The organism is Paenibacillus sp. J22P165, from assembly GCF_059692015.1.
The window spans coordinates 11,009-32,174 of the sequence record NZ_JCAUAP010000028.1 but is presented as its reverse complement, the minus strand read 5'-3'; the positions used below and the strand labels follow the sequence as shown (position 1 = coordinate 32,174).

Sequence of the window (21,166 nt, the reverse complement as noted above, 5' to 3'; positions counted from 1 at the left end):
TTTTAAGACGTTCTTCTTCTTTTAACCTTTTTCCCATGCCGAATCATCTCCCTTATCCCTATTTTAATAAAATGGGTAGGAAGACTCCAGTTTAGTTAGGGGGCCTAGGAGTTTCTACAGTTATTTTTCAACGATTGTCCCATATCTGCCGATTTTCGATTTATTAACTGTAGTTTTTACAGTTATTCCCGGAAAAACGTCGAAATCGAGAGAATTAACTGTAGTTTATACAGCTAAAAGTAGAACCCCCCACGCGCCGCCAACTCGCACCCGGGAGCCGAACAACTCCCCCAAACGCACCTTGACCCGCGCCCGCCAGCCGCCCCCAACCCTTCACACCTCAATTCAATGCTTGAGCACCGCAAGCACAAAATCCTAACTTCTTTTGTCACAAAACAAGAACCTATTTCGCCATATAGATATAAAGCGAAACGGAGGATGATGAAGATGACCAAATACGATACAGCCGTCATTGGTGGAGGCTTAGCTGGATTCATAGCTGCACTCGAAGTAGCAAGAGGTGGCGGGAGGGTTGTTCTACTGGAACGATCGGGGCGAATGGGCGGCCGAGCGATGACGAATAAGAAGAATGGTGCGCTTTTTAACCTTGGCGGGCATGCATTGTACCGGGCAGGAGATGCCTTTCGCATCCTCAAAGAGCTGGGGATTCGTATCGAAGGAGGCGCGCCTGCATCAAAGGTCAAGGCGTTATGGAACGATGGTGTAGTGCCAATGCCAGCAACACCGCTCAGCATGCTCACATCGAAGCTGCTTTCGTGGTCAGGGAAGCTGGGCCTTCTGCGACTCGTCATCCGGTTAACCAAAATGGATGCGAGCAAAGTTGAGGACGTATCGCTGAGAGAATGGGCGGAGCAAGAAATTGCTGATCCGATGGTTCGTCATATTTTTTACTCGTTGTGCCGAACGGCCACATATGCCTATGATCCAGATCATCAACTTGCTGGTCCGGTGCTTGGGCAGGTGCAGCGCGCATTAAAAGGCGTTCTCTACATCCACGGAGGTTGGCAGACGATCATCGATCAGCTTCATGAGAAAGCGGTTGAAGCGGGTGTCCACATTGTAAGCAGCGCTGATGTAAAAGAAATCGTACATGCGAATGGTCAAGTGCAGGGCATCAAGCTTGCTGATGAACAATTTCTCGAAGTATCGCATGTTATCAGCACGGCGTCCCCATTGGAGACCTACAAGCTAGTCCCGAACGCGGACCGTACGATTTTGAAGAAGTGGAAGGAAGAAGCGCGCCCCTCAAAGGCCGCCTGCCTTGACTTAGGTTTGAAAAAGCTCCCCATGTCAGGACGAGATTCGGCAATCGCATTAGATCAACCGATCTTTTTCTCGCATCACACCTTGAATGCCAAGCTTAGTGAGGATGGCACTCTCGTTGTGCATATGGTCAAATATAACGGTTCAGGAGAAAGTAATCCGAAGGATGATGAGGCAACCCTTACAGCTGTCATGAATACCCTGCATCCAGGTTGGGAACAAGAAGTCGTAGCTAGGCAGTTTCTGCCGAACATAACGGTCGCTAACGATACTTTACATGTATGCAAAACGAATCTGCAAACAGGCCCAGACGTCCACGGCCTTCGTGGTCTCTATGTTGCTGGTGACTGGGTAAGCCATGGGGAAATGCTGGCTGATGCTTCGGCGGCAAGCGCTAGACGCGCGGCGCAAGCTATTTTAAAAACGTCTTAGTTCGCTTAGAATAAACCTATCACAGTACAATCGGGAGGTGTGGCAAGATGGAAATCACAGGAGCAGAAACCCAAACTTCCGAGCAGATCTATCTCTCCTATAAGCCATTGATGTTCTCGCTTGCGTATCGCATGCTGGGCAGTGTGATGGATGCGGAAGATGTCGTGCAGGAGGCGTTTCTGTACGCCAATGAGACGAACCTGGACCATGTGCACAATCCCAAGGCCTATCTATGCAAAATCGTGACCAACCGCTGCATCGACACCCTGCGCTCGGCTAGTAAAAAGCGCGAAGTCTATGTCGGGCCTTGGTTGCCAGAGCCACTGTTGACGCCCAGTGCAGATCGTCAGATTTCGCCTGATCTCGCTTATACACACAAAGAGTCACTGTCCACCGCGTACTTATTGCTCCTGCAGCAGTTGTCTTGGATAGAGCGGGCGGTCTTCCTGCTTCGCGAGGTCCTGCAATACGAATATGATGAAATCGCCGAGATTGTAGGCAAAAGCAGCACCAATTGCCGGCAAATTTTTCGCCGGGCCAAGAACGCGATTAGCCTCCCGCCAGAACGGGATGTGGAAGCGAAAGTGCCGCTCAAACAAACGACAGCCGTCGTGGAACAATTCGTGCATGCTCTAATGTCTGGTAATATCGGCCAGCTGTTAACCCTTGTGAAATCTGATGCGGTACTGTTCTCAGATGGCGGCGGCAAGGTGAAGGCTGCGGTCCACCCTATTATAGGGGTAGAGCGAATCGCCAAGTTCTTATCTGGGGTTTTGACCAAACTGCCAGAGGGCTATCACTTTACCTTAACGTCAGTGAACGAACAACCAGGCCTTGTTGCGTATGTGAAAGAGCAGCCCAATAACGTCATGACCTTCCAAATAGAAGATGGTCAGATCAAGTCGTTTTATATCGTCTCGAACCCTGATAAATTAAGGCACCTCGAGAAAAGCTGAACGGAAGCGTAAGGACAAGTGAAGACGAGTGAAACCATAACCACTTAATATAGAAAGCTGCTCATGAGTCATTGCGATTCGTAGCAGCTTTTTTTCGTTTGATGTCATCCTGGGAATGTCGCATAATGGATGAAGTTGATACTAGGTTAGTAAGAGAAGATAGAGGAGAGAACCACATTGAAAAAAGGGAATGAAACAGCAGTAACGAAGCGTAAGGCACCAGCCTTTTCGCTGCCTGCTTCAAACGGAGAGAAAGTTTCTTTAGCCGATTACAAAGGGCGCAAAGTCGTCATTTATTTTTACCCACAAGACAATACACCAACCTGCACACAGGAATCCTGCGACTTTCGAGACTATAACGGAAAATTTGCCGAGTTAGGTGTAGAAGTGATTGGCATTAGCCCGGATGAGCTGAAGGCGCATGATAAATTCATTGCCAAATACGAGCTGCCATTCCTCCTGCTTTCAGACACGAATCATAAGGTAGCGGAGAAGTATGGGGTTTGGGCGCTGAAAAAGCTGTATGGCCGCGAGTATATGGGCATCATTCGGTCGACGTTTCTTATTAACGAAAAAGGATACATCGTGAAGGAATGGAGTAAAGTGAAAATTAAAAATCACGTACAATCGGTATTAGATGCTGTGATGGAAATGAAATAAAGCCATTCATACTATCATCGAGGAGGTTATCCAACATGTGGCTCATGCTCAAAGACCGTAGAATGATGTTTCTCATGATAGCAAACATGTTATCCTCGATTGGCTCTGGGATTACGATGATCGGGGTGCCATGGTTACTGGTGAATCGAGCAGGGGGAAGTGAGATATATGGGTACGCAACCCTTGTTTCTACCCTCATTCTGTTCCTGCTATCGCCTCATATAGGTGCGTATATCGATCGCATTTCTCGGAAAAAAATGCTGCTGGGCAGCGAAATCGTCGGCGGTGCCGTAACGCTGCTTTTTGCGTTGTGGGGGATCGTTGCTGGTCATTTTGAAACGTGGCAGTTAATCGTGATCTACTTTAGTGGCTCTTTGTATTACAATGTGCACTTTCCAACGCAGTTCGCATTTACGCAAGAGATCTTCTCCAAGGAACAGTATAAGACATTAAACGCGATCCTCGAAGTACAAAATCAATCGACCTCCATGATCGCGGGGGGCTTGGCGAGTCTGCTTATCGACCATATCGATTTTGGATGGATCCTATTAGCGGATGCGATGACCTATTTCTTAGGCTTCGGTCTTTTTCTGCTCATTCCTTATATCAAGAATAAAACGGTCACAGCAACGGGGGCTGTCTCCATGTGGGCGAATTTCAAGGAGGGGTACACGTATTTGAGGACGAGACCGTTATTGGTTTTGTTTTTTCTATGTGCGTTGATGCCGTTCTTATGTGTGATGGTGGGGAACTATTTGTTCCCCGTGTATATTACAAGCGTTCTTCATGGCGGAGCTAGTGTGTTTGGAGCGGCGGATATGATATTTGCGATAGGGGCTATTGCAGCGGGTTTAACAATTCCGCTCATCATGAAGCGTTTGGGGGCATATGCCACAACGATTCTCGCATTTGTCATGTTCAGTCTATCGATCGTATTCTTCTATTCGTTCCCAATCGTTTCTATCTTTCTAGTATTTAAAACACTGAATGGCTGGGGAAATGCCGGAAGTCGCGTAGCGCGGAATACCATTCTAATGGAAATGGTACCGAACCATTTGATCGGCCGTGTGAACAGCTTCTTCAATACCGTAGGGATGGGGATGCGCGTTGTGCTCATCGCTGTCTGTACGCAAATCGTTTCCTTGCAAGGGGCGAGAAGCGGGATATTGCTGCTTGGTGTGCTGCTGATTGTAAGCTTTGTTGGCTTGATTGGCAGTCGATCTCTGTTTAAAATGGGGGCCAAAGCGGGGAGTCCTAGCTTGCCTCAGGAAGCGTAAGCTGTTAATAAATGAACCCCAGGAACGATGCTTCTCCTTTCGGAGAGGGATCGTTTTTTTCGTGGCATACTCTCGTTCCTTCGCCCATATAATCTATCAGATGTCAAAATGATAGAACATGCGGAGGGATCATCGGATGCGCTTACAGGTACAAACTCTTAACAACAGAAGGCTGCGAATTCAATTCATGATGGTTGTTGTTTTACTAGTTTCACTCTTGGTTGGTTGGATGCCAGCCAAAGCTGCGGAATCTGAAGCTGATCCAGCCGTGCAAGAGGTGTTTGGGCAGCTTCAAGCAGGGAAGCGACTAAAGAGTGATAGAACTTATGTAACACCGGAGCAGCCGACTGTGTATCTGACGTTTGATGATGGTCCTAGCAAGCTGACGAATCAGGTGCTGGATATTTTAGATAAAGAAGATGTCAAGGCGACGTTCTTCGTACTTGGCGAGCAAGCGAAAGCGCACCCAAATGAACTTAAAAGAATTGTAAAAGACGGTCATGCCATTGGCAATCATACCTATAATCATGTTTATAAAGAGCTGTATAGTGATTTTCAAACCTTCTGGAACCAAATCCAACGCAGTGAGGACGTGATTTCAAGTATCGTGGGGATCCGCCCACAGCTTACACGTGCCCCTGGCGGGACCGCTACGAATTTTGATGCTAACTACTTTTATCTCATGGAACAAGCGGGTTATATCGTGCATGACTGGAATGTCGACAGCGGCGACTCGAAGAGAGCGAACGTGCCAGTGAATGAAATTTGGCAGACGGTGAAGGCTTCACCGCTCGATCACGAGATCAACATTCTGTTTCACGATGGAACAGGGCATGAATCTTCTGTCCAAGTATTGCCCCAAGTGATTAGCTATTACAAAAAGTTAGGATATACGTTCGCTGCGTTGACTGAGCAAGTTAAACCCAAACAATTCGCCATCTCAAAGCCGAAATGGTCAAGAAGTATGAGTTTGTCGCGTTTTCAAGCGCTGGTCGACCAAACACAGGAATATGCCTCCGCACACCCGAATGCTGCGAATGTAGCGAAATTAGCCGAAGAAAAACGTCTAGCTCAGAAACTGGAAGCTGAGGCAGAAGCGAAAGCTAAAGCGAAGAAGGAAGAAGAGGAAGAGGCTGCGCGTATACTTGCCCAACAGGCGGCTTTACCTCTGCAGGTTCATGTGCTCGGGGGGAATACATTTAACATAGAACCGTCCGTTTATAAGCTGCGTGCGAATCAAATAGAACTGCCTCTGCGCTATCTGATCGAGAAGATGGGCGGCAAGGTGGAGTGGCAAGCGAGTACGAAAACAGCCAATGCGCATTACGGCATTTATGATATGGACTATGATCTGACCAATAGAAGCATTCGTTTGTACACCTTAGGGACCCAAACAGCCGCCTATTCGCTAGCGGATATGGATATGCAGAACAATCAAATTATCGTTCCGCTGCGCAAAACTATTGATTCACTAGGCGGACGTATTACGAACGCAGTGATGGCAGGAGACAATCGTCAAGTGACTATGGCGCTGCGGCCACTCTACTTTTTTAAAGAAAATAATAGTATTCTCAAAAACTCTCTATTTGCCATGGGTAGTTAATGTCTAAAAGAGTAGAGAGCTGGAAAAACTAGAAGCATACCCTTATTAAGGAGGCTTCTTGTCTATGGCGTCGAAAACCCGAATATTCGATCAACCGCAGCCTCTAGTGGAACGGATGATCATGAACGTAGAGAAAGTGATTGTTGGCAAAAGAGAGACGATAGAGAAAGCTTTTATCGCGATGTTAAGTGGCGGGCATCTCCTGCTAGAGGACGTTCCAGGTGTAGGCAAAACCATGCTAGCACGCGCCTTAGCCAAAACGATCGGTTGCGAGTTTAAGAGAATTCAATGTACGCCAGATTTGCTTCCTTCGGATGTGACCGGTGTTTCTGTTTTTAATGTGAAAAGCAATGAGTTTGAGTTTCGTCCAGGGCCGTTAATGACATCTGTCGTACTTGCTGATGAGTGTAATCGGACTTCTCCAAAGACGCAGTCAGCATTCCTGGAAGGGATGGAAGAGAAACGAGTGACAATCGATGGCACGAGCTATGAGCTGCCTAAGCCCTTCGTTGTCATCGCGACGCAGAATCCTATGGATTATGAAGGCACGTACGCGCTGCCGGAAGCGCAGATGGATCGGTTTATGATGAAGCTTTCGCTCGGGTATCCGACGCATGATCAAGAGATTCTCATGCTGGATCGCTTGCAGGACCGTCACCCGTTGGAAAGTTTGAAGCCTGTTATTGTGCAGGATGAATTTGTGCAATTGCAAAAAGAAGCGGCCATGATCCATGTGGATAATACGTTAAAAGATTTCATTGTACGCTTAGCTTTAGCAACGCGGGATCATGCTGATTTCTACGTGGGTGCAAGTCCTCGAGCATCGTATGCCTTGATGCGTGCTGCGCAAACGGCGGCTTATGTGAAAGGGAGAAGCTTTGTTGTTCCGGATGATATTAAGGATTTGGTACTATCCGTGTGGACGCACCGTCTTATTCTGACTTCGGATGCTCGCATGATGGGGCGTTCGGCAGAACTCATTCTCCAAAGCATTCTAGATGGTATGCAAACACCAGTTCTTCGTTATGTTACAGCGAAGTAGGGGGCCATTATGAGAAGCTGGGGGAAGACGTCGTTACTGCTCATAAGTTGTGTGTTGGTGATTTTTTTGGCTTATCGCCAAGGTGGATTTGCCGCGTGGTATCTCGGTATTTGTTTATCGTTGATCTGGATACAGGCGGGAATATTTTATGTTTTTGCCCTGAAAGGCTTGAGTTTAAAGCGACATCTATCTGGCGATGTGTTACTTTCCGGTGAAGATGTAACGATTGTCGTGGAGATTAAGCATCAGTCATGGGTGCCTATGCCGTGGCTGCTGATGAAGGAAACCTGGATTCATGAAGGAAGCGGGCGGAAGCTGACTTACAGCAAGCTGCTTTTCCCATGGTTTCAGAAGTCGCTGTTGCTTTCTTATAAAATGACCCATTTGATGCGAGGGTGTTACCGATTTGCTCACCTTGAAGCTACGGCGGGAGATCTTTTTGGTTTCGCACTTCGCAAAGTACATAGAGAAGACTTGCAACGATATGTCGTGTATCCAAGGCCCGATGCTTTGGGACGAAGCGGGATGACCTTCCAATCTGATGAGGGTTCTTCCGGACGGAAGTCAAAAGCCGAAACGCCGCTGATCAGCTCCGTACGTGATTATGTCAGCGGTGATCCGTATCACCGCATCCACTGGAAATCGACGGCTCGTCTGAGCCGTCTGATGACCAAGGACCCCGAGCAGACCGCCTCCACGAAGTGGATGCTGCTGCTCGATGTCGCGCCTCCGGCGGGCCCAGCAGAGGCGGCTCAGCCGCTGCTGGAGAAGGGCGTCGCCCTCGCGGCGGGGTTCTTCGAAGCCGCCGCCAGCGGGCGTGAGAGCTGCGGCTTCGCCTGCAGCAGCTCCAGTGCTAGGCGAATCGCACCGACGATTCGCCCTGACCTAACGCTCGCGTACGAAGTACTCGCGAGCGTTGGCGGCAAGCCCGCCGTGCCCTTTCCTGACCTCGTCAGGAAAGAGGCGGCAGACTTGCCGCTGCATGCGTCGATGTTGTGCATCACATCGACGCTGGATGTGGCGCTGGTGCGCGCTATCGCAGATAGCGGCACCAGGCGCCGAGCCGTGCACGTGATCTACGTGCACGCGCGGCCTTCCCTCTCGGTCGCAGAGCGAGAGGGGGCTTCTCAGCTGCAAGCCGCAGGCTGCAGCTTCACGGAAGTGCCGCATCCGCAGAGCCAGTGGCCGAAGCAAGGGGGTGTTGCGGATGCAACCGCTTGAACCACGCCGCGGGCTGCATGCTCGCTCTCGCACATCGCCTTCGAACATCTCGCGCTCAGGTGTTTCGCACTCAGGCACTTCGCACGCAGAAGTTTCGCACTCAGGAGTTTCGCACTCAGGCACTTCGCACTCAGGCACTTCGCACTCAGGTGTTTCGCACTCAAGCACTTCGCACTCAGGCGTTTCGCACTCAGGTGTTTCGCATTCAGGTGTTTCGCACTCAAGTACTTCGCACTCAGGCACTTCACGCTCAGATACATCACAATCGCGCAACCCATCCCAACTCATCTTCCGCGCAGACAGCCTGCCGCCAATGCAAAGCAGTCTTTTTCGAGATAGTCTCATCAGTTTGCTGCTCTTTCTCCTTCTTTCGGAGTGGCTGCGTCCCTTGGCCTGGATGGCCGATGAGTCAATTCAAATTGGACCGGTCCTTGTTGTTTTTGCGTTTTGCCTTGCGCTGGATTGCTTTAGGGTTCCTTATGGGTGGGGATGGCTGGCGAAGTGCAGCATGATCGTGATGTTTATTGGCTATATGTTTCATCGCGAGTCACTATTTACTGGAGAATGGATCCTCTCATTGGTGAGGACATTCGTGCAAGATTTCTTGTACATCGTTCAGGCGCATTTTGATCTGATCAGCGGTGAGATGCGAACGCTCCTCTTCTTAATGGGCTGGGCTTTGCTGCTCTCCGTCGTCCAAGCGCTTATGCTGCAGCGACAGCACAGTCTTTGGTTCGTGATGGCAACACTCATTTATCTTGTTGGTCTACAGCTCGTATTAGGGGCAGATACCGTGCAAGGGATTATTCGCACATTAGGCTATGGGCTTCTTTTGATGGCTTTACTGAATCTATCGAGAATCGAACAGACATATCGCGTGTCAATGACACGTTCAGCTAGTTATATGCAATGGCTAATCGTCAGTGTGATCGTGGTTGGGGTATTGTCAGGGGTCGGCTGGTTATCGGCCAAACAAACGGATCCAGAGCCTCTGATGGCACCGGTCAGTTGGACGCATTGGTATGATCGTTTATTTGAGCTCTATAACGAAGACATGGAAGCGAGTTCTGCCGTGGCGACATCTGGTTATGGTCAAAATGACTCTTCGCTAGGGGGTCCACTCCAAGTGGACACATCGCCAGTGTTTACGGCGAAGACTTCTGAATTAACCTACTGGCGCGGCGAATCCAAAAGCTTTTACGATGGCAAAGGTTGGACACAACCCGTTCAGAAGCTGGAGCCCTTTACGGCCTCGAGTCCATCCTCATCAGCACTGCCAGTCGTGCAGCAGGAGATCTTGTGGAGCGGGAGCTCATCCAGTAAACAATTGTTCACCGGTGGTCAACTTCAGAGTGTCGAAATGCTGCTGAGTGACAAAGGGAAGTTGATTTCGTCCAGTCATCTTTTGACTTCCAAAGCGAGTGGTTTAATGACCTTGCCGGAAATGGAGGAATCGCTCTCCTACTACAAAATAACCGTTCGACCCGTTAAAGAAAACCCGGATCTGTTAAACACAGATATCGGTCCTTATCCCGATGAAATCACTAGTGAATACTTGCAATTGCCGGCAACATTGCCGCGAACGGTGCGGAGCACTGCTGAGCAAGTTACCGAAAATCGGTTGACGCCATATGCCAAAGCGGTGGCCATCGAGCAATATTTGAGCCAAACCTTTCCGTATAGTCTCGAAAAGCCTACCACGCCTAGCCGCAGCGAGGATTTCGTCAATCATTTCCTGTTCGTTGATAAGACAGGATACTGTGATCATTTTTCCACCGCAATGGTTGTTATGCTACGTTCTGTAGGGGTACCTGCCCGATGGGTGAAGGGGTTCGCTCCAGGATCAGCAGGCTCCAGTGATGACAATGGGCTGCAAGAGGTTATTGTTCGGAATCAAGATGCGCACTCCTGGGTTGAGGTCTACTTCCCATCCATGGGCTGGGTGCCGTTTGAGCCTACTCCTGGTTTCTCAGGGATATCCGCTGACCAGCCGAGGGATATGTTGACTAGCGAAGCTATGGAGCAACTGGGATTGACAGCTTCGCTCACGCATACACCGGTATCTAGTTCTGTTATGACGAAATCGAGCGAGTGGCTGCACACATTGAAGAATAATCTTATCCAATTGGTAAAGGCTTATAAGAGTGCTGTTTTCGTAGTGCTTGGCAGCATCTGCTTGCTTATTGGTGTGATTATCTGGCTGCGACGTCAAGGATATTTGTTGCATAGAACGGTGGAGCTCCCCGGCTACAACAATGGAACTTTAACTCAGCAGCATCCGTTGACGCCGTATATGGATCGTTTGTGGAGACAGCTTTTCCGCAAATACGGTGTAAAACCAGCGAATCAAACGGTTCGCGAATACGTCACGAACCTTCAGGTGAACCATCAAGGGCAACAACAGGCACTGATGACTTTCGCTCAAATCTATGAAAGTGTCCGCTATGATCCAGCGCGTGCATTCGCTTATTCGAAGCGGGAAATTACAGCGATTTGGAAAGCCATTCAAAAGACACATTAAATCCCCTTTACATCCTAGGTGCCTAATGTTTAAAATTAGTACCTAGAAATAGCGGTAAGTGGACAAGGGTTCACCCGAAGCTTCAATCGCTATGAACCTAGGAGGTCGGATAATGAGTAAACCGAGTGAATTGATTGTCGTTTTAGATTTTGGAGGCCAGTATAACCAACTAATTGCTAGACGAATCCGTGATTTGGGCGTATACAGCGAGTTGCTGCCGCACAATACAACGGTTGATAAAATTCGTGAGATTAACCCAAAGGGGATCGTATTCTCTGGCGGACCTGCAAGCGTATATGGCGAAGGAGCTCCTTCGGTTGATGCTGGCATTTTCGATTTGGGTATTCCAATTTTAGGTATTTGTTATGGCATGCAGCTGATTGCACACCAATTGAACGGAAAAGTTGAACGCGCACATACGCGTGAGTATGGCAAAGCAGATCTTGAGTTCTCGAACCAAAGTCCGCTAGTCAAAGGTCTAGAGGCGAAACAAACGGTATGGATGAGTCATGGTGACCATGTTTCCGTCCTACCTGACGGCTTTGTTGTTGAAGCAAGCACGGAGTCCCTTCCAATTGCTGCAATGAGCAACCGTGATCGCAAAATTCACGCTGTGCAGTTCCACCCAGAGGTTCGTCATTCAGTTCAAGGAAACGAAATGATTCACAACTTCATTTATGAAGTGTGTGGTTGTGTCGGCGATTGGACAATGTCATCCTTCGTGGAAGATATGATTAAAGAACTTCGTGCAGAAGTTGGAGATAAAAAAGTGCTTTGCGCACTTAGCGGCGGCGTAGATTCCTCCGTTGTGGCGATCTTGCTTCATAAAGCAATCGGCGCACAATTGACTTGTATGTTTATTGATCATGGTTTGCTGCGCCAAGGTGAAGGCGAAAGCGTCATGGAGACGTTTGTCGGCAAATTTGATATGAAAGTTGTCAAAATCGATGCAAAAGATCGCTTCCTAGGCAAATTAGCTGGCGTAGCGGATCCTGAGCAAAAACGTAAAATCATCGGCACCGAATTCATTCGCGTGTTTGAAGAAGAATCCAGCAAATTTGATGACTTTACTTTCTTGGCACAAGGCACGTTGTATACGGACATCGTAGAAAGCGGTACAGCTACTGCACAAACGATCAAGTCGCATCATAACGTTGGCGGCCTGCCGAAAGATATGAAGTTCAAGTTAATTGAACCATTGAAAACACTATTCAAAGACGAAGTGCGTAAAGTCGGCGAAGAGTGTGGCCTTCCATCTGCAATCGTGTGGAGACAGCCATTCCCAGGTCCGGGACTAGCTATTCGTGTTCTAGGTGAAGTTACCGAGGATAAGCTGAAAATTGTTCGTGAATCCGACGCCATCCTGCGCGATGAAATCGCCAAAGCTGGCCTAGATCGTGAGATCTGGCAGTACTTCACGGCTCTTCCAGGCATGAAAAGCGTAGGCGTTATGGGTGATGCTAGAACATATTCCTACACAGTAGGTATCCGCGCAGTTACATCCATCGACGGGATGACTGCTGACTGGGCGCGTATCCCTTGGGATGTGCTTGAGAAAATTTCCGTTCGTATCGTAAACGAAGTTGAAAACGTGAATCGTATCGTGTACGATATCACGTCCAAACCGCCGGCTACGATTGAGTGGGAATAGATCGAGAATATTTGATACTGTTAATCGCTTGGAAGCCTTGATACATAAGGGTTTCCAACGATGACGGTGTTGAAAGTTCGAGTACACCTGCAACAATAGAGTGCAAAATTACTCTCTTTTATTTGCGTTGTTTAGCAAATAGAAGGGAGTATTTTTTATGACTAAAATTAAAGAACTAATCGAGGATTTCAAGCTAAACCAAGTAATCTTAGGTAGGGAAAAGAAGTATGTTGATTTATGTGTGTTTCGGTTGTACAGGTGGGAAGAGTTCATCGTTAAGGTGCTAGGCGTAACAGAGACAGAGGATGTGACTCAGCTTCATATCAAAAAGTTTATACAAGAGCGACAGCGTGAAGGAAGAGAAGTAAACAGGACGATAAATAATAACATTGCTACGTTAAAAGTGTTCTTTCAGTATTTGGTGAACGAAGAATTTATTGATGAACAAGCTAATCCCATGCGAAGGATTAAAAATCTCAAGGAAGAGAAGACAATCATTGTCACATTTAATGATGAAGAGGTGTCGCGGATAATAAATGACCTAAAGGAAGAGACGTATTCCAATGTTCGCGACAAACTCATTCTCATTATGCTTTTTGACACGGGTATAAGGGTCTCTGAGCTGTGTTCTATTAAAAATGATGATGTTGCAAGAAGACATATTTTGATTCATGGGAAAGGCTCTAAGGAGCGTCTGGTGTACATTAGCAATATCATGCGGAAGTACATGAGAAGGTATGAAGCATTAAAACAAGAAAGATTCAAAAAAAGACAACAGGATGAAATTGAGGATTACTATTTCCTAGACCAATCCGCTGTGAAATTGTCTCGTTCACGCATCAATAAGATTTTGAAGGAACATTGCAATAAAGCTGGAGTGAGAAAAGAAGTCAGGTGTTCTCCGCATGATTGCAGGCATTATTTCGCCCAGAAGCAGTTACGAAATGGAATTGACATTTACAGCTTGAGCAGGTTAATGGGACATTTTGATACGCAAATAACTTCCAAGTATTTAAGGGGATTAGAGCAAGATGACATTTTACAGATTGGACGATTGCATAGCCCACTGAATGATTTGAAAATAAAACAAGGTAAAATGGAGGGGCTAAAATGAATAAAAACACCTTGATTTTGAAGATGCTACAATCCATTACCTTCTAAAGATAGCCAGAAGGCATTGTAGGTTTGTTTTGTAACATGGAAGCATAATTATACCTCCTGAACGTAGAAGAGCCATTAGACGTGAAATCGAGAGCCTGAGAGCAGGTTGTGATTCTCAGCTAAGTCAGTGCGTTTCTTACGAGGTTACATCACCATGACTGAACATCAAATTCATTAAGGACATACGCTCCATCAACATACAATTAACGATGCTCATTAAGCCTTTCATACCATGGATAAATGCATCAACTGTACTATTCAGTCACAGACAAGTGGGCTACAATAATGTAGTGAGAATAGATTTAGGGCAACTCTGAGGGGTTGCTCTTTTTTGATTTTTTGTTAATAAAACAAATTCATGAAATGTTGAAACTTGGAATTAGTTAGCGTGACATATTCATTGACAAGGAAAGTGGTAAGGATTTTGACAGACCACAATATCAAGCGTTGAAGCAATGCTTGCGTGAAGGTGATTTACTATACATAAAGTCAATTGACCGCTTTGGGCGTAACAGCAAAGAGATTAAGAAGGAATGGGAAGGGATTACACAGGGGATTAAGGCAGATATAAAAGTGCTTGATATGCCCTTACTTGACACTACACAGCATAAGGATAAGTTAGGAACATTTGTGAGTAATTTAGTGTTACAAGTGCTTTCCTTTGTTGCTGAAAGAGAACGTGAGAACATCAAGCAAAGACAAATGGAAGGTATCTCTATTGCGAAGGCTAAAGGAAAGCATCTAGGCAGACCACAGATGAACATTGATACATTAAGCAAAGAACAGAAGTTGATACTGGATTCGAATTATCCAAAGTGGGAAAGCAAAGAAATAAGCAGTGCAGTTCATTGATATGTTAAAGCTGAAAAAGAACACGTTCTATAAGATTGTGAAAGAATACCAAGTGCAGTAAAAGAACAAATAAGAAGTGAACGTTCAGAAGCATCCAAAGGGATGCTTTTTTATTTTACTAATAGAGCAAGTCGAAATAGGGGGGGGATTTTTAAGATTTCTAGTGATTTCAGATGTTTGTGGGAACCAAAGCACACTTTCGACGCAAAAGTAACTTCTATATGAAGGTATTTCCATATACTAATCAATGCATGAGTGATAATCTATTTATTCAAAAATATGGATGTTAATTTACCTAACAATTCCCAAATATTCAAAAATTTTTGTTGACTTTATACGACAAGAGATCTAAGGTGATTAGGTATCTAGGTATTAAGAATCACATTTCGTGATTTTAGCATAGGTCGAAAGATGGTGGTGGGGAATGAAAAATGAGAGGTTGGTAGCATTGAGAGCCAACCTGACGCATGAGCAAATCGCAAAGGAGATAGAAATTCCAAAAAGTACTTACGCGATGATTGAGTCAGGGGCGCGATTCCCACGAAAAGACTTGATGATGAAGATTTGCATTTATTTTGGTGTTACTGCAGACTATTTATTCTTTTACCCTAAAACCTAAAAACTATTCATACTTGGAGGAATACAAAAAACATGAAAAAGTTTCTACCAACTATTATTACGGGTGCAATGCTATTATCGATATCCCTTCCTGCTCTTGCAGAAACGCCAACGTTCAGTGATATTTCTGGTTCATATGCAAAAGACGCTATCATCGAACTTCAAAAAGAAGGTATCTTAACAGGTATTGATGCAGAACATTTCGACCCACAAGGGACTCTGACAAGAGCGCAATTCGTCACTATCTTAGTAAAAGCTTTGAAACTTCCAATTGATAATAACGCTGTTTCATCTTTCAGCGATGCTGAAGGATGGGCAGTACCATATATCGAATCCGCTAAGAAATTTGGCATCGTTGATGGAATTGGAAATAATATGTTCGCCCCAAATGCTACTGTAACTAGAGAACAAACTGTAGTTGTTATGGTTAAGGCATTGGAGAAGCAAGGTGAGCTTAATGTTAAAGATACTCCTTTAACATTTACAGATGCAGATAAGATTTCTGATTGGGCTAAAAAATATGTGGCGATTGCTGTTCAACTTGGTTTGATCTCTGGCAACCCAGATGGTTCATTCAATCCACAAGGGAATGCAACAAGAGAGCAATCAGCTATTATGGGTGTTAACTTCTTGAAAAGTGTAGAAAAAGTTAAGGATGAAAATAAACCAACAACAACACCTGTTCCAAGCCCAAGTCCAAGCCCAAGTCCTACCTTTGGTGGCGGTGGTGGTGGTAGTACACCTATAACACCTACACCTACACCCCCTGTTACTCAAATTCCAGTCATAACAGGTGATAAAGCTACATTTGCTAATGGTACAACTGTATCAGGGCTTCCGATTGGCACAACAATTTCAGCAAAAGCAGTTCCTATTACTGAAACAGCAGGGATTAAAACAGCAGGTCAAGCAATGGACTTTACTTTCTCTGGAACTTTTCCAGAAGAAGGGCTTGTACTAACCCTTCCTACCACAAGCAATGATTCTGGAATGTCTTACTATAATACGAATAGAGGTAAGTGGGAATTATTAGAAGATTCAGAAATTGTCACGATTGGTAATCAAACATTCGTAAAAGCAACTGTTCATCACTTCTCGCTTTATGCACCAATAGTGAAGTCTGCTCAATTGATTGCAGATAGCATTACAAATATCCAAGCACCAACAAAGGACGCAACAAGCCTTGAACTTCCTACAATTGAAACTGGTTATACAGTAGCTATTAAAAGTTCTGATAACAGTGTAATTGATCTTAATGGAACAATCACACCGCCAACAGCAGATACAACCATAGCTTTAGTGCTTGAAGTAACTAGAACATCTGACAATTCAAAAGCAGTAACAGGAAGTTTAAGTGTTGTCGTTCCTGCAAAAACAACGATTCCTATTTCAAAAGAAGTTACTGGCAACGTGACTATGCGTAGCTTTACTGAGCAAGAAGTGATTGCATCAGAACAGTATGCAAGTGGTCTTAAAGTAACTGTTAGCAACAATGAACTCCCTGATATTGTTAAGGATTATAAATATATCAATGTGCATGGCAGTAGTGATAGATACACTACACCTCTCGACTTAACAAATAGTAATTATGTGCTTGGAGAATTTAGTGTAGTTGCTGAAAGAGGTGTTGACGCAACTGAAACTATATACAATTGGAGAAAGACTGTCGATCAATACAATAATGGCTTAGATTGGTACACTGTTATTTTTTATGATGCAGACAAACATCCAATCGCTTATAGCACTGCACAGTACCTAAAAACAGACTATTACCATATAGCACTTGTTCAAATCTCTCGTCTTGATAGAGAGGTAGATCAATATTTTGCACAAGACGTTGAAAGAGCAAGAACTTACTATGATAGATTGACTGATGAACAAAAAGAATTGGTTACAAATTATAATGCTTTGCTTGTAGCAGAAGCAAAACTAGGTGGAACACCGCCAGTAGTTGCACCAGTGGCAGTAAGTAATATTAATATTGCTTCTAGCAATGCAGATAGCACTAAAGCTACTGTTGGTGACACTGTAACGCTTACATTCGAAACAACTGAACAGGTTTCTAAGTTAGGAAACTTCAAGATTAATGGTGGAAATCCTGCATCATTCACAAGCGTTTTGACAGGAAGCAAATACATTAATACAGCAACATACATTATTGATGCCACTGACCGACTTGGAGCAATGAATTTCCAAATTAACGTCAAAAATAGCGCAGGAATATTCTCACAAACAATTGAAGCAACTACTAATGGAAGTTCTGTTGTTGTAATCGCCAATAATCCACCAGAAAATCAAGAAGCGCCTGTAATATCTCATGTTAACATTATGTCAAATAACAACAATAGCACTGCACACGCAAGAGTAGGTGACATTGTTACTCTGCAATTCGATACACCAATGGAAGTATCCAAGCTTGGGAACTTCAAAGTCAATGGTGGAAATCCTACAAGCTTCACAAGCGAAAAACGTATGAATGGCTTTACTGAGTTCTGGTTAAATACAGCAACATACACTATTGACGAGTCTGACCCTGATGGTAAAATGACATTCCAAATTAATGTAAAGAATAGCGCAGGACTTTATTCTATCACCACAGAAGAAACGTATAATGGTAGTAGTGTTTTTGTGGCTAATAATGCACCAACAATTACAAATGTTCATATAGTTACTAGCAATGCCGATGATAGCACTAAAGCTAAAACAGGCGATACAGTATTTTTGACTTTCGACACTGACAAACCAGTGTACAAATTGAGTAACTTCAAGATTAACGGAAATAACCCATCTAGCTTCGGAATGCAACCAGTTTCAATTAATAATTATCATGTGATTGCTGAATACGTTCTTGATGGAACTGACCATGTAGGTCTAATGAACTTCCAAATCAACGTAATGAATGGCGCAGGAATTTACGCACCAACCATTGAAGCAACAAATGATAATAGTTCTGTAACTGTTATCGCAGAGCCAGTAGAACAAGTAGCTATTAGCAATGTTCATATTCAATCAAATAACGCTAATACCAAGTATGCTAAATCAGGCGACACAGTAACACTAACATTCACTACTACAGAAAAAGTTGATAAGCAAACTAGTTTTAAAATCAATGGTGGAAATGCTAAAACTTTTGAATCAGTAGAATCAGGAACTAATTGGACAAATACAGCAACATATTTGGTTGACGAATCAGATCAAAATGGTGCAATGACATTCCAAATTAACGTTGAAAATGAAGCAGGAATCTACTCACAAACTATTGAAGCTACCAATGATGGAAGCGCAGTAGTTGTAGCGAACAATGCACCTGTAATTTCAAGCGTTAAAATCATGTCTAACAATGCAAACCCAACTAAAGCTAAAACAGGTGACACAGTAACATTGGCATTTGATGCAGGGCATCAAGACGTATTCAAATTAGGTAACTTCAAGATCAATGGGAATAATCCTTCATCATTTATTCAATTACCTAGTGGGCGTGTTGAAGCTAAGTACGTGCTTGATGGTTCAGATCAAAATGGGGTAATGTCCTTCCAAATTAATGTAACCAATGGTGCAGGTATTTATTCCCAAACAATTGAAGCAACTAACGATAACAGTTCAGTAACAGTATACGAAGAAGAAGTTGCAACACCACAAGTTGCTATCAGCAATGTGAAAATCTCTTCGATTAACGATATTAAAACTCTTGCAAAAGTAGGAGATACAGTTACTTTAACGTTTGACACCACAGAAGAAGTATTCAAGCTTGGGAACTTCAAAGTCAATGGAAGTAATCCAACTGGCTTCGAATCGCTAGGTTCTGGAAACACTTGGGCTAATAAGGTAACATATATCTTAGAAGATTCAGACCAAGAAGGGCTAGTTAACTTCCAAATCAACGTTAAAAATGAAGATGGCATTTATTCACAAACAATCGAAGCAACGAATGATGGCAGTTCTGTTACATTATTGAAAGCACCTGTCATTAGCGGTGTTCATATCGAATCTAGTAACGCAAATAAATCGTTGGCTAATGTTGGTGATACAGTTACATTAACATTCAAAACAAATCAACAGGTAGACAAATTAAGCAACTTTAAAATCAATGGTGGAAACGCTAAATCATTCAGTTCTGTTAGTGGCGGTGTTGGTGCGCCATGGATTAACACTGCTACGTATGTAATTGACGAAACTGACCCAGAAGGTGCGATGAACTTCCAAATCAACGTTAAGAACGCTGTAGGTCTATATTCAATCACTACAGAAGCAACGACTGATAGCAGTAGTGTAAGTGTAAGTCAGTCACCAGTAATTAGCGATGTTCATATTCAATCTAGTAATGTTGACTCAGCAAGAGCGGTAGCAGGTGATCTTGTAACACTTACATTTAAAACAAATGAACAAGTAACTAAACAAACAAGCTTCAAGATTAATGGTGGGAATACTACAAGCTTCACATCTATTGATACAGGCAATGGTTGGTTGAATTCAGCAACTTATATGGTAGATACTACTGATGCAGAAGGTTTTATGACATTCCAAATCAACGTTGAAAATGCAGGTGGATTCTACTCAATCACTACAGAAGCTACGAGCGATGGTAGTAGTGTTACTGTAACACAATCTCCTGTAATCAAAAACGTTAGTATCATTTCAAGCAATCAAGATGGTAGATATGCTGTTGTGGGTGACGTTATCACTTTAACGTTCAACACAGGGGAAGCGGTAACTAAACTTTCCAACTTCAAAATCAATGGTGGTAATCCAACAAACTTCACAAGCGTTCCAGTTGGCGGTGTGTTTTTAAATACCGCAACATACACTGTTGATGAATCTGATCTTGATAAGTTGGTAACTTTCCAAATCAATGTTAAGAACAGTGCAGGATTCTTCTCCGTAACAACAGAACAAACTACTGATGGAAGTAGCGTTCATGTTTTGAAACCTGCAATCATTTCCAATGTTCACATTGAGTCTAGCAACGCTGACAAAACAAAAGCAACAATTGGAGATACAGTAACGCTGAAATTTACATCATCCCAAGGGGTATGGAAATTAGGGAATTTCAAGATTAATGGAAACAATCCTAATTCGTTCAATTTCGTAAGTTCATTTGGTGGCACTAATACCGCGACATATGTTCTTGATGGTACTGACCCACTTGGACTTATGAACTTCCAAATTAATGTAAAGAACGTGGCAGGGCTTTACTCAATTACATCAGAAGCTACTAATGACGGAAGCTCTGTAACTGTAGTTGCTCCACCTGTGGCAGTTGTTCCAACGTCTTTAATGATTCACATGCCCATTGTAAATGACGCTATTGTAGGAACTCAGTTCAACCTACGCGCATCTACTGTGGGGACAGTGGGGAATGACCATGACAATGATCTGTTTAGATTCTACGCTAGTGTTGATGGACTAACTTCCGCTGACATTACAATTGCTCCAATTGCAGGTGCAGGTGTGCCAGTAGTTGTTCAAGAAGGAACAGCTACGCAACCATTGATTTTTGCATGGGGGCAAGAAGCAGGATTTAACTTGAACGACAACAAAGCCATGTATGAAACACATAATGGACTAGAGTTAAATTTCCCTGTAACTATCACAAAAGCAGGTACTTACACAGTATTTACAAAATTAAAGCAGGTAGGTGGATTTACCATAATTGCAGGGGCAAACGCTACTGTAATTGTTAACTAATAAAAAGTAAAAGAAAAGAGAACTTGCCAAATTGGTAGGTTCTTTTTTCATTATAAAGCGCATAGACTTATCAAATTTAATGATAAGCCCTTTGCCATTTAGTGAAGGGGTATTCATATTTTCAGATATTGAACTTAGCAATTATTAAAGCTGAAACACCTTTTTGTGATTTTAGTTGAAATCACTGGTTTTACCAGCTACAA

12 protein-coding genes and 1 pseudogene are annotated in these 21,166 nt (G+C 44.2%); all 13 read left to right on the top strand.

All coding sequences use genetic code 11. The features are described 5' to 3' along the window. The first annotated feature begins 447 nt into the window (after window positions 1-447). The 13 genes and pseudogenes from AC58QM_RS35085 (at window position 448) to AC58QM_RS35025 (ending at window position 20,963) form a co-directional block, all read left to right on the top strand. Complete coding sequence (locus AC58QM_RS35085; protein WP_497289294.1) at window positions 448-1,716, top strand: phytoene desaturase family protein; 1,269 nt, start codon at window positions 448-450, stop codon at window positions 1,714-1,716. A gap of 47 nt (window positions 1,717-1,763) precedes the next feature. After that, a complete protein-coding gene (locus AC58QM_RS35080; protein ID WP_497289293.1) occupies window positions 1,764-2,672 on the top strand; it encodes an RNA polymerase sigma-70 factor in 909 nt (302 codons plus the stop codon). 177 nt (window positions 2,673-2,849) lie between these two features. After that, complete coding sequence (gene bcp, locus AC58QM_RS35075; RefSeq protein WP_497289292.1) at window positions 2,850-3,332, top strand: thioredoxin-dependent thiol peroxidase; 483 nt, start codon at window positions 2,850-2,852, stop codon at window positions 3,330-3,332. A gap of 35 nt (window positions 3,333-3,367) precedes the next feature. Next, on the top strand, window positions 3,368-4,609 hold the full coding sequence (locus AC58QM_RS35070; RefSeq protein WP_497289291.1) for an MFS transporter: 1,242 nt from the start codon (window positions 3,368-3,370) through the stop codon (window positions 4,607-4,609). Window positions 4,610-4,745: 136 nt separating this feature from the next. Then, window positions 4,746-6,212 carry a polysaccharide deacetylase family protein gene (locus AC58QM_RS35065; protein WP_497289290.1) on the top strand — a complete coding sequence of 489 codons (1,467 nt, stop codon included), beginning with the start codon at window positions 4,746-4,748 and terminating at the stop codon, window positions 6,210-6,212. 64 nt (window positions 6,213-6,276) lie between these two features. After that, window positions 6,277-7,254 carry an AAA family ATPase gene (locus AC58QM_RS35060; RefSeq protein WP_497289289.1) on the top strand — a complete coding sequence of 326 codons (978 nt, stop codon included), beginning with the start codon at window positions 6,277-6,279 and terminating at the stop codon, window positions 7,252-7,254. Window positions 7,255-7,263: 9 nt separating this feature from the next. Next, window positions 7,264-8,475 carry a DUF58 domain-containing protein gene (locus AC58QM_RS35055; RefSeq protein ID WP_497289288.1) on the top strand — a complete coding sequence of 404 codons (1,212 nt, stop codon included), beginning with the start codon at window positions 7,264-7,266 and terminating at the stop codon, window positions 8,473-8,475. Further along, window positions 8,462-10,996, top strand: a complete 2,535-nt coding sequence (locus AC58QM_RS35050) for a DUF4129 domain-containing transglutaminase family protein (protein WP_497289287.1) — start codon at window positions 8,462-8,464, stop codon at window positions 10,994-10,996. Before AC58QM_RS35055 ends, AC58QM_RS35050 begins: the two co-directional genes overlap by 14 nt. A gap of 112 nt (window positions 10,997-11,108) precedes the next feature. Further along, on the top strand, window positions 11,109-12,647 hold the full coding sequence (guaA, locus tag AC58QM_RS35045) for a glutamine-hydrolyzing GMP synthase (RefSeq protein ID WP_497289286.1): 1,539 nt from the start codon (window positions 11,109-11,111) through the stop codon (window positions 12,645-12,647). Between the two features lie 157 nt (window positions 12,648-12,804). Further along, window positions 12,805-13,761: a tyrosine-type recombinase/integrase gene (locus tag AC58QM_RS35040; RefSeq protein WP_497289285.1), complete on the top strand. Its 957-nt coding sequence runs from the start codon at window positions 12,805-12,807 to the stop codon at window positions 13,759-13,761. A 440-nt stretch (window positions 13,762-14,201) separates the two neighbouring features. Continuing rightward, window positions 14,202-14,721: pseudogene (locus tag AC58QM_RS35035) on the top strand (recombinase family protein). 363 nt (window positions 14,722-15,084) lie between these two features. Beyond that, entirely contained in the window at window positions 15,085-15,279 is a 195-nt protein-coding gene (locus AC58QM_RS35030) for a helix-turn-helix transcriptional regulator (protein WP_497289284.1), read from the top strand. A 32-nt stretch (window positions 15,280-15,311) separates the two neighbouring features. Beyond that, a complete protein-coding gene (locus tag AC58QM_RS35025; RefSeq protein WP_497289283.1) occupies window positions 15,312-20,963 on the top strand; it encodes an S-layer homology domain-containing protein in 5,652 nt (1,883 codons plus the stop codon). Window positions 20,964-21,166: the final 203 nt, after the last annotated feature.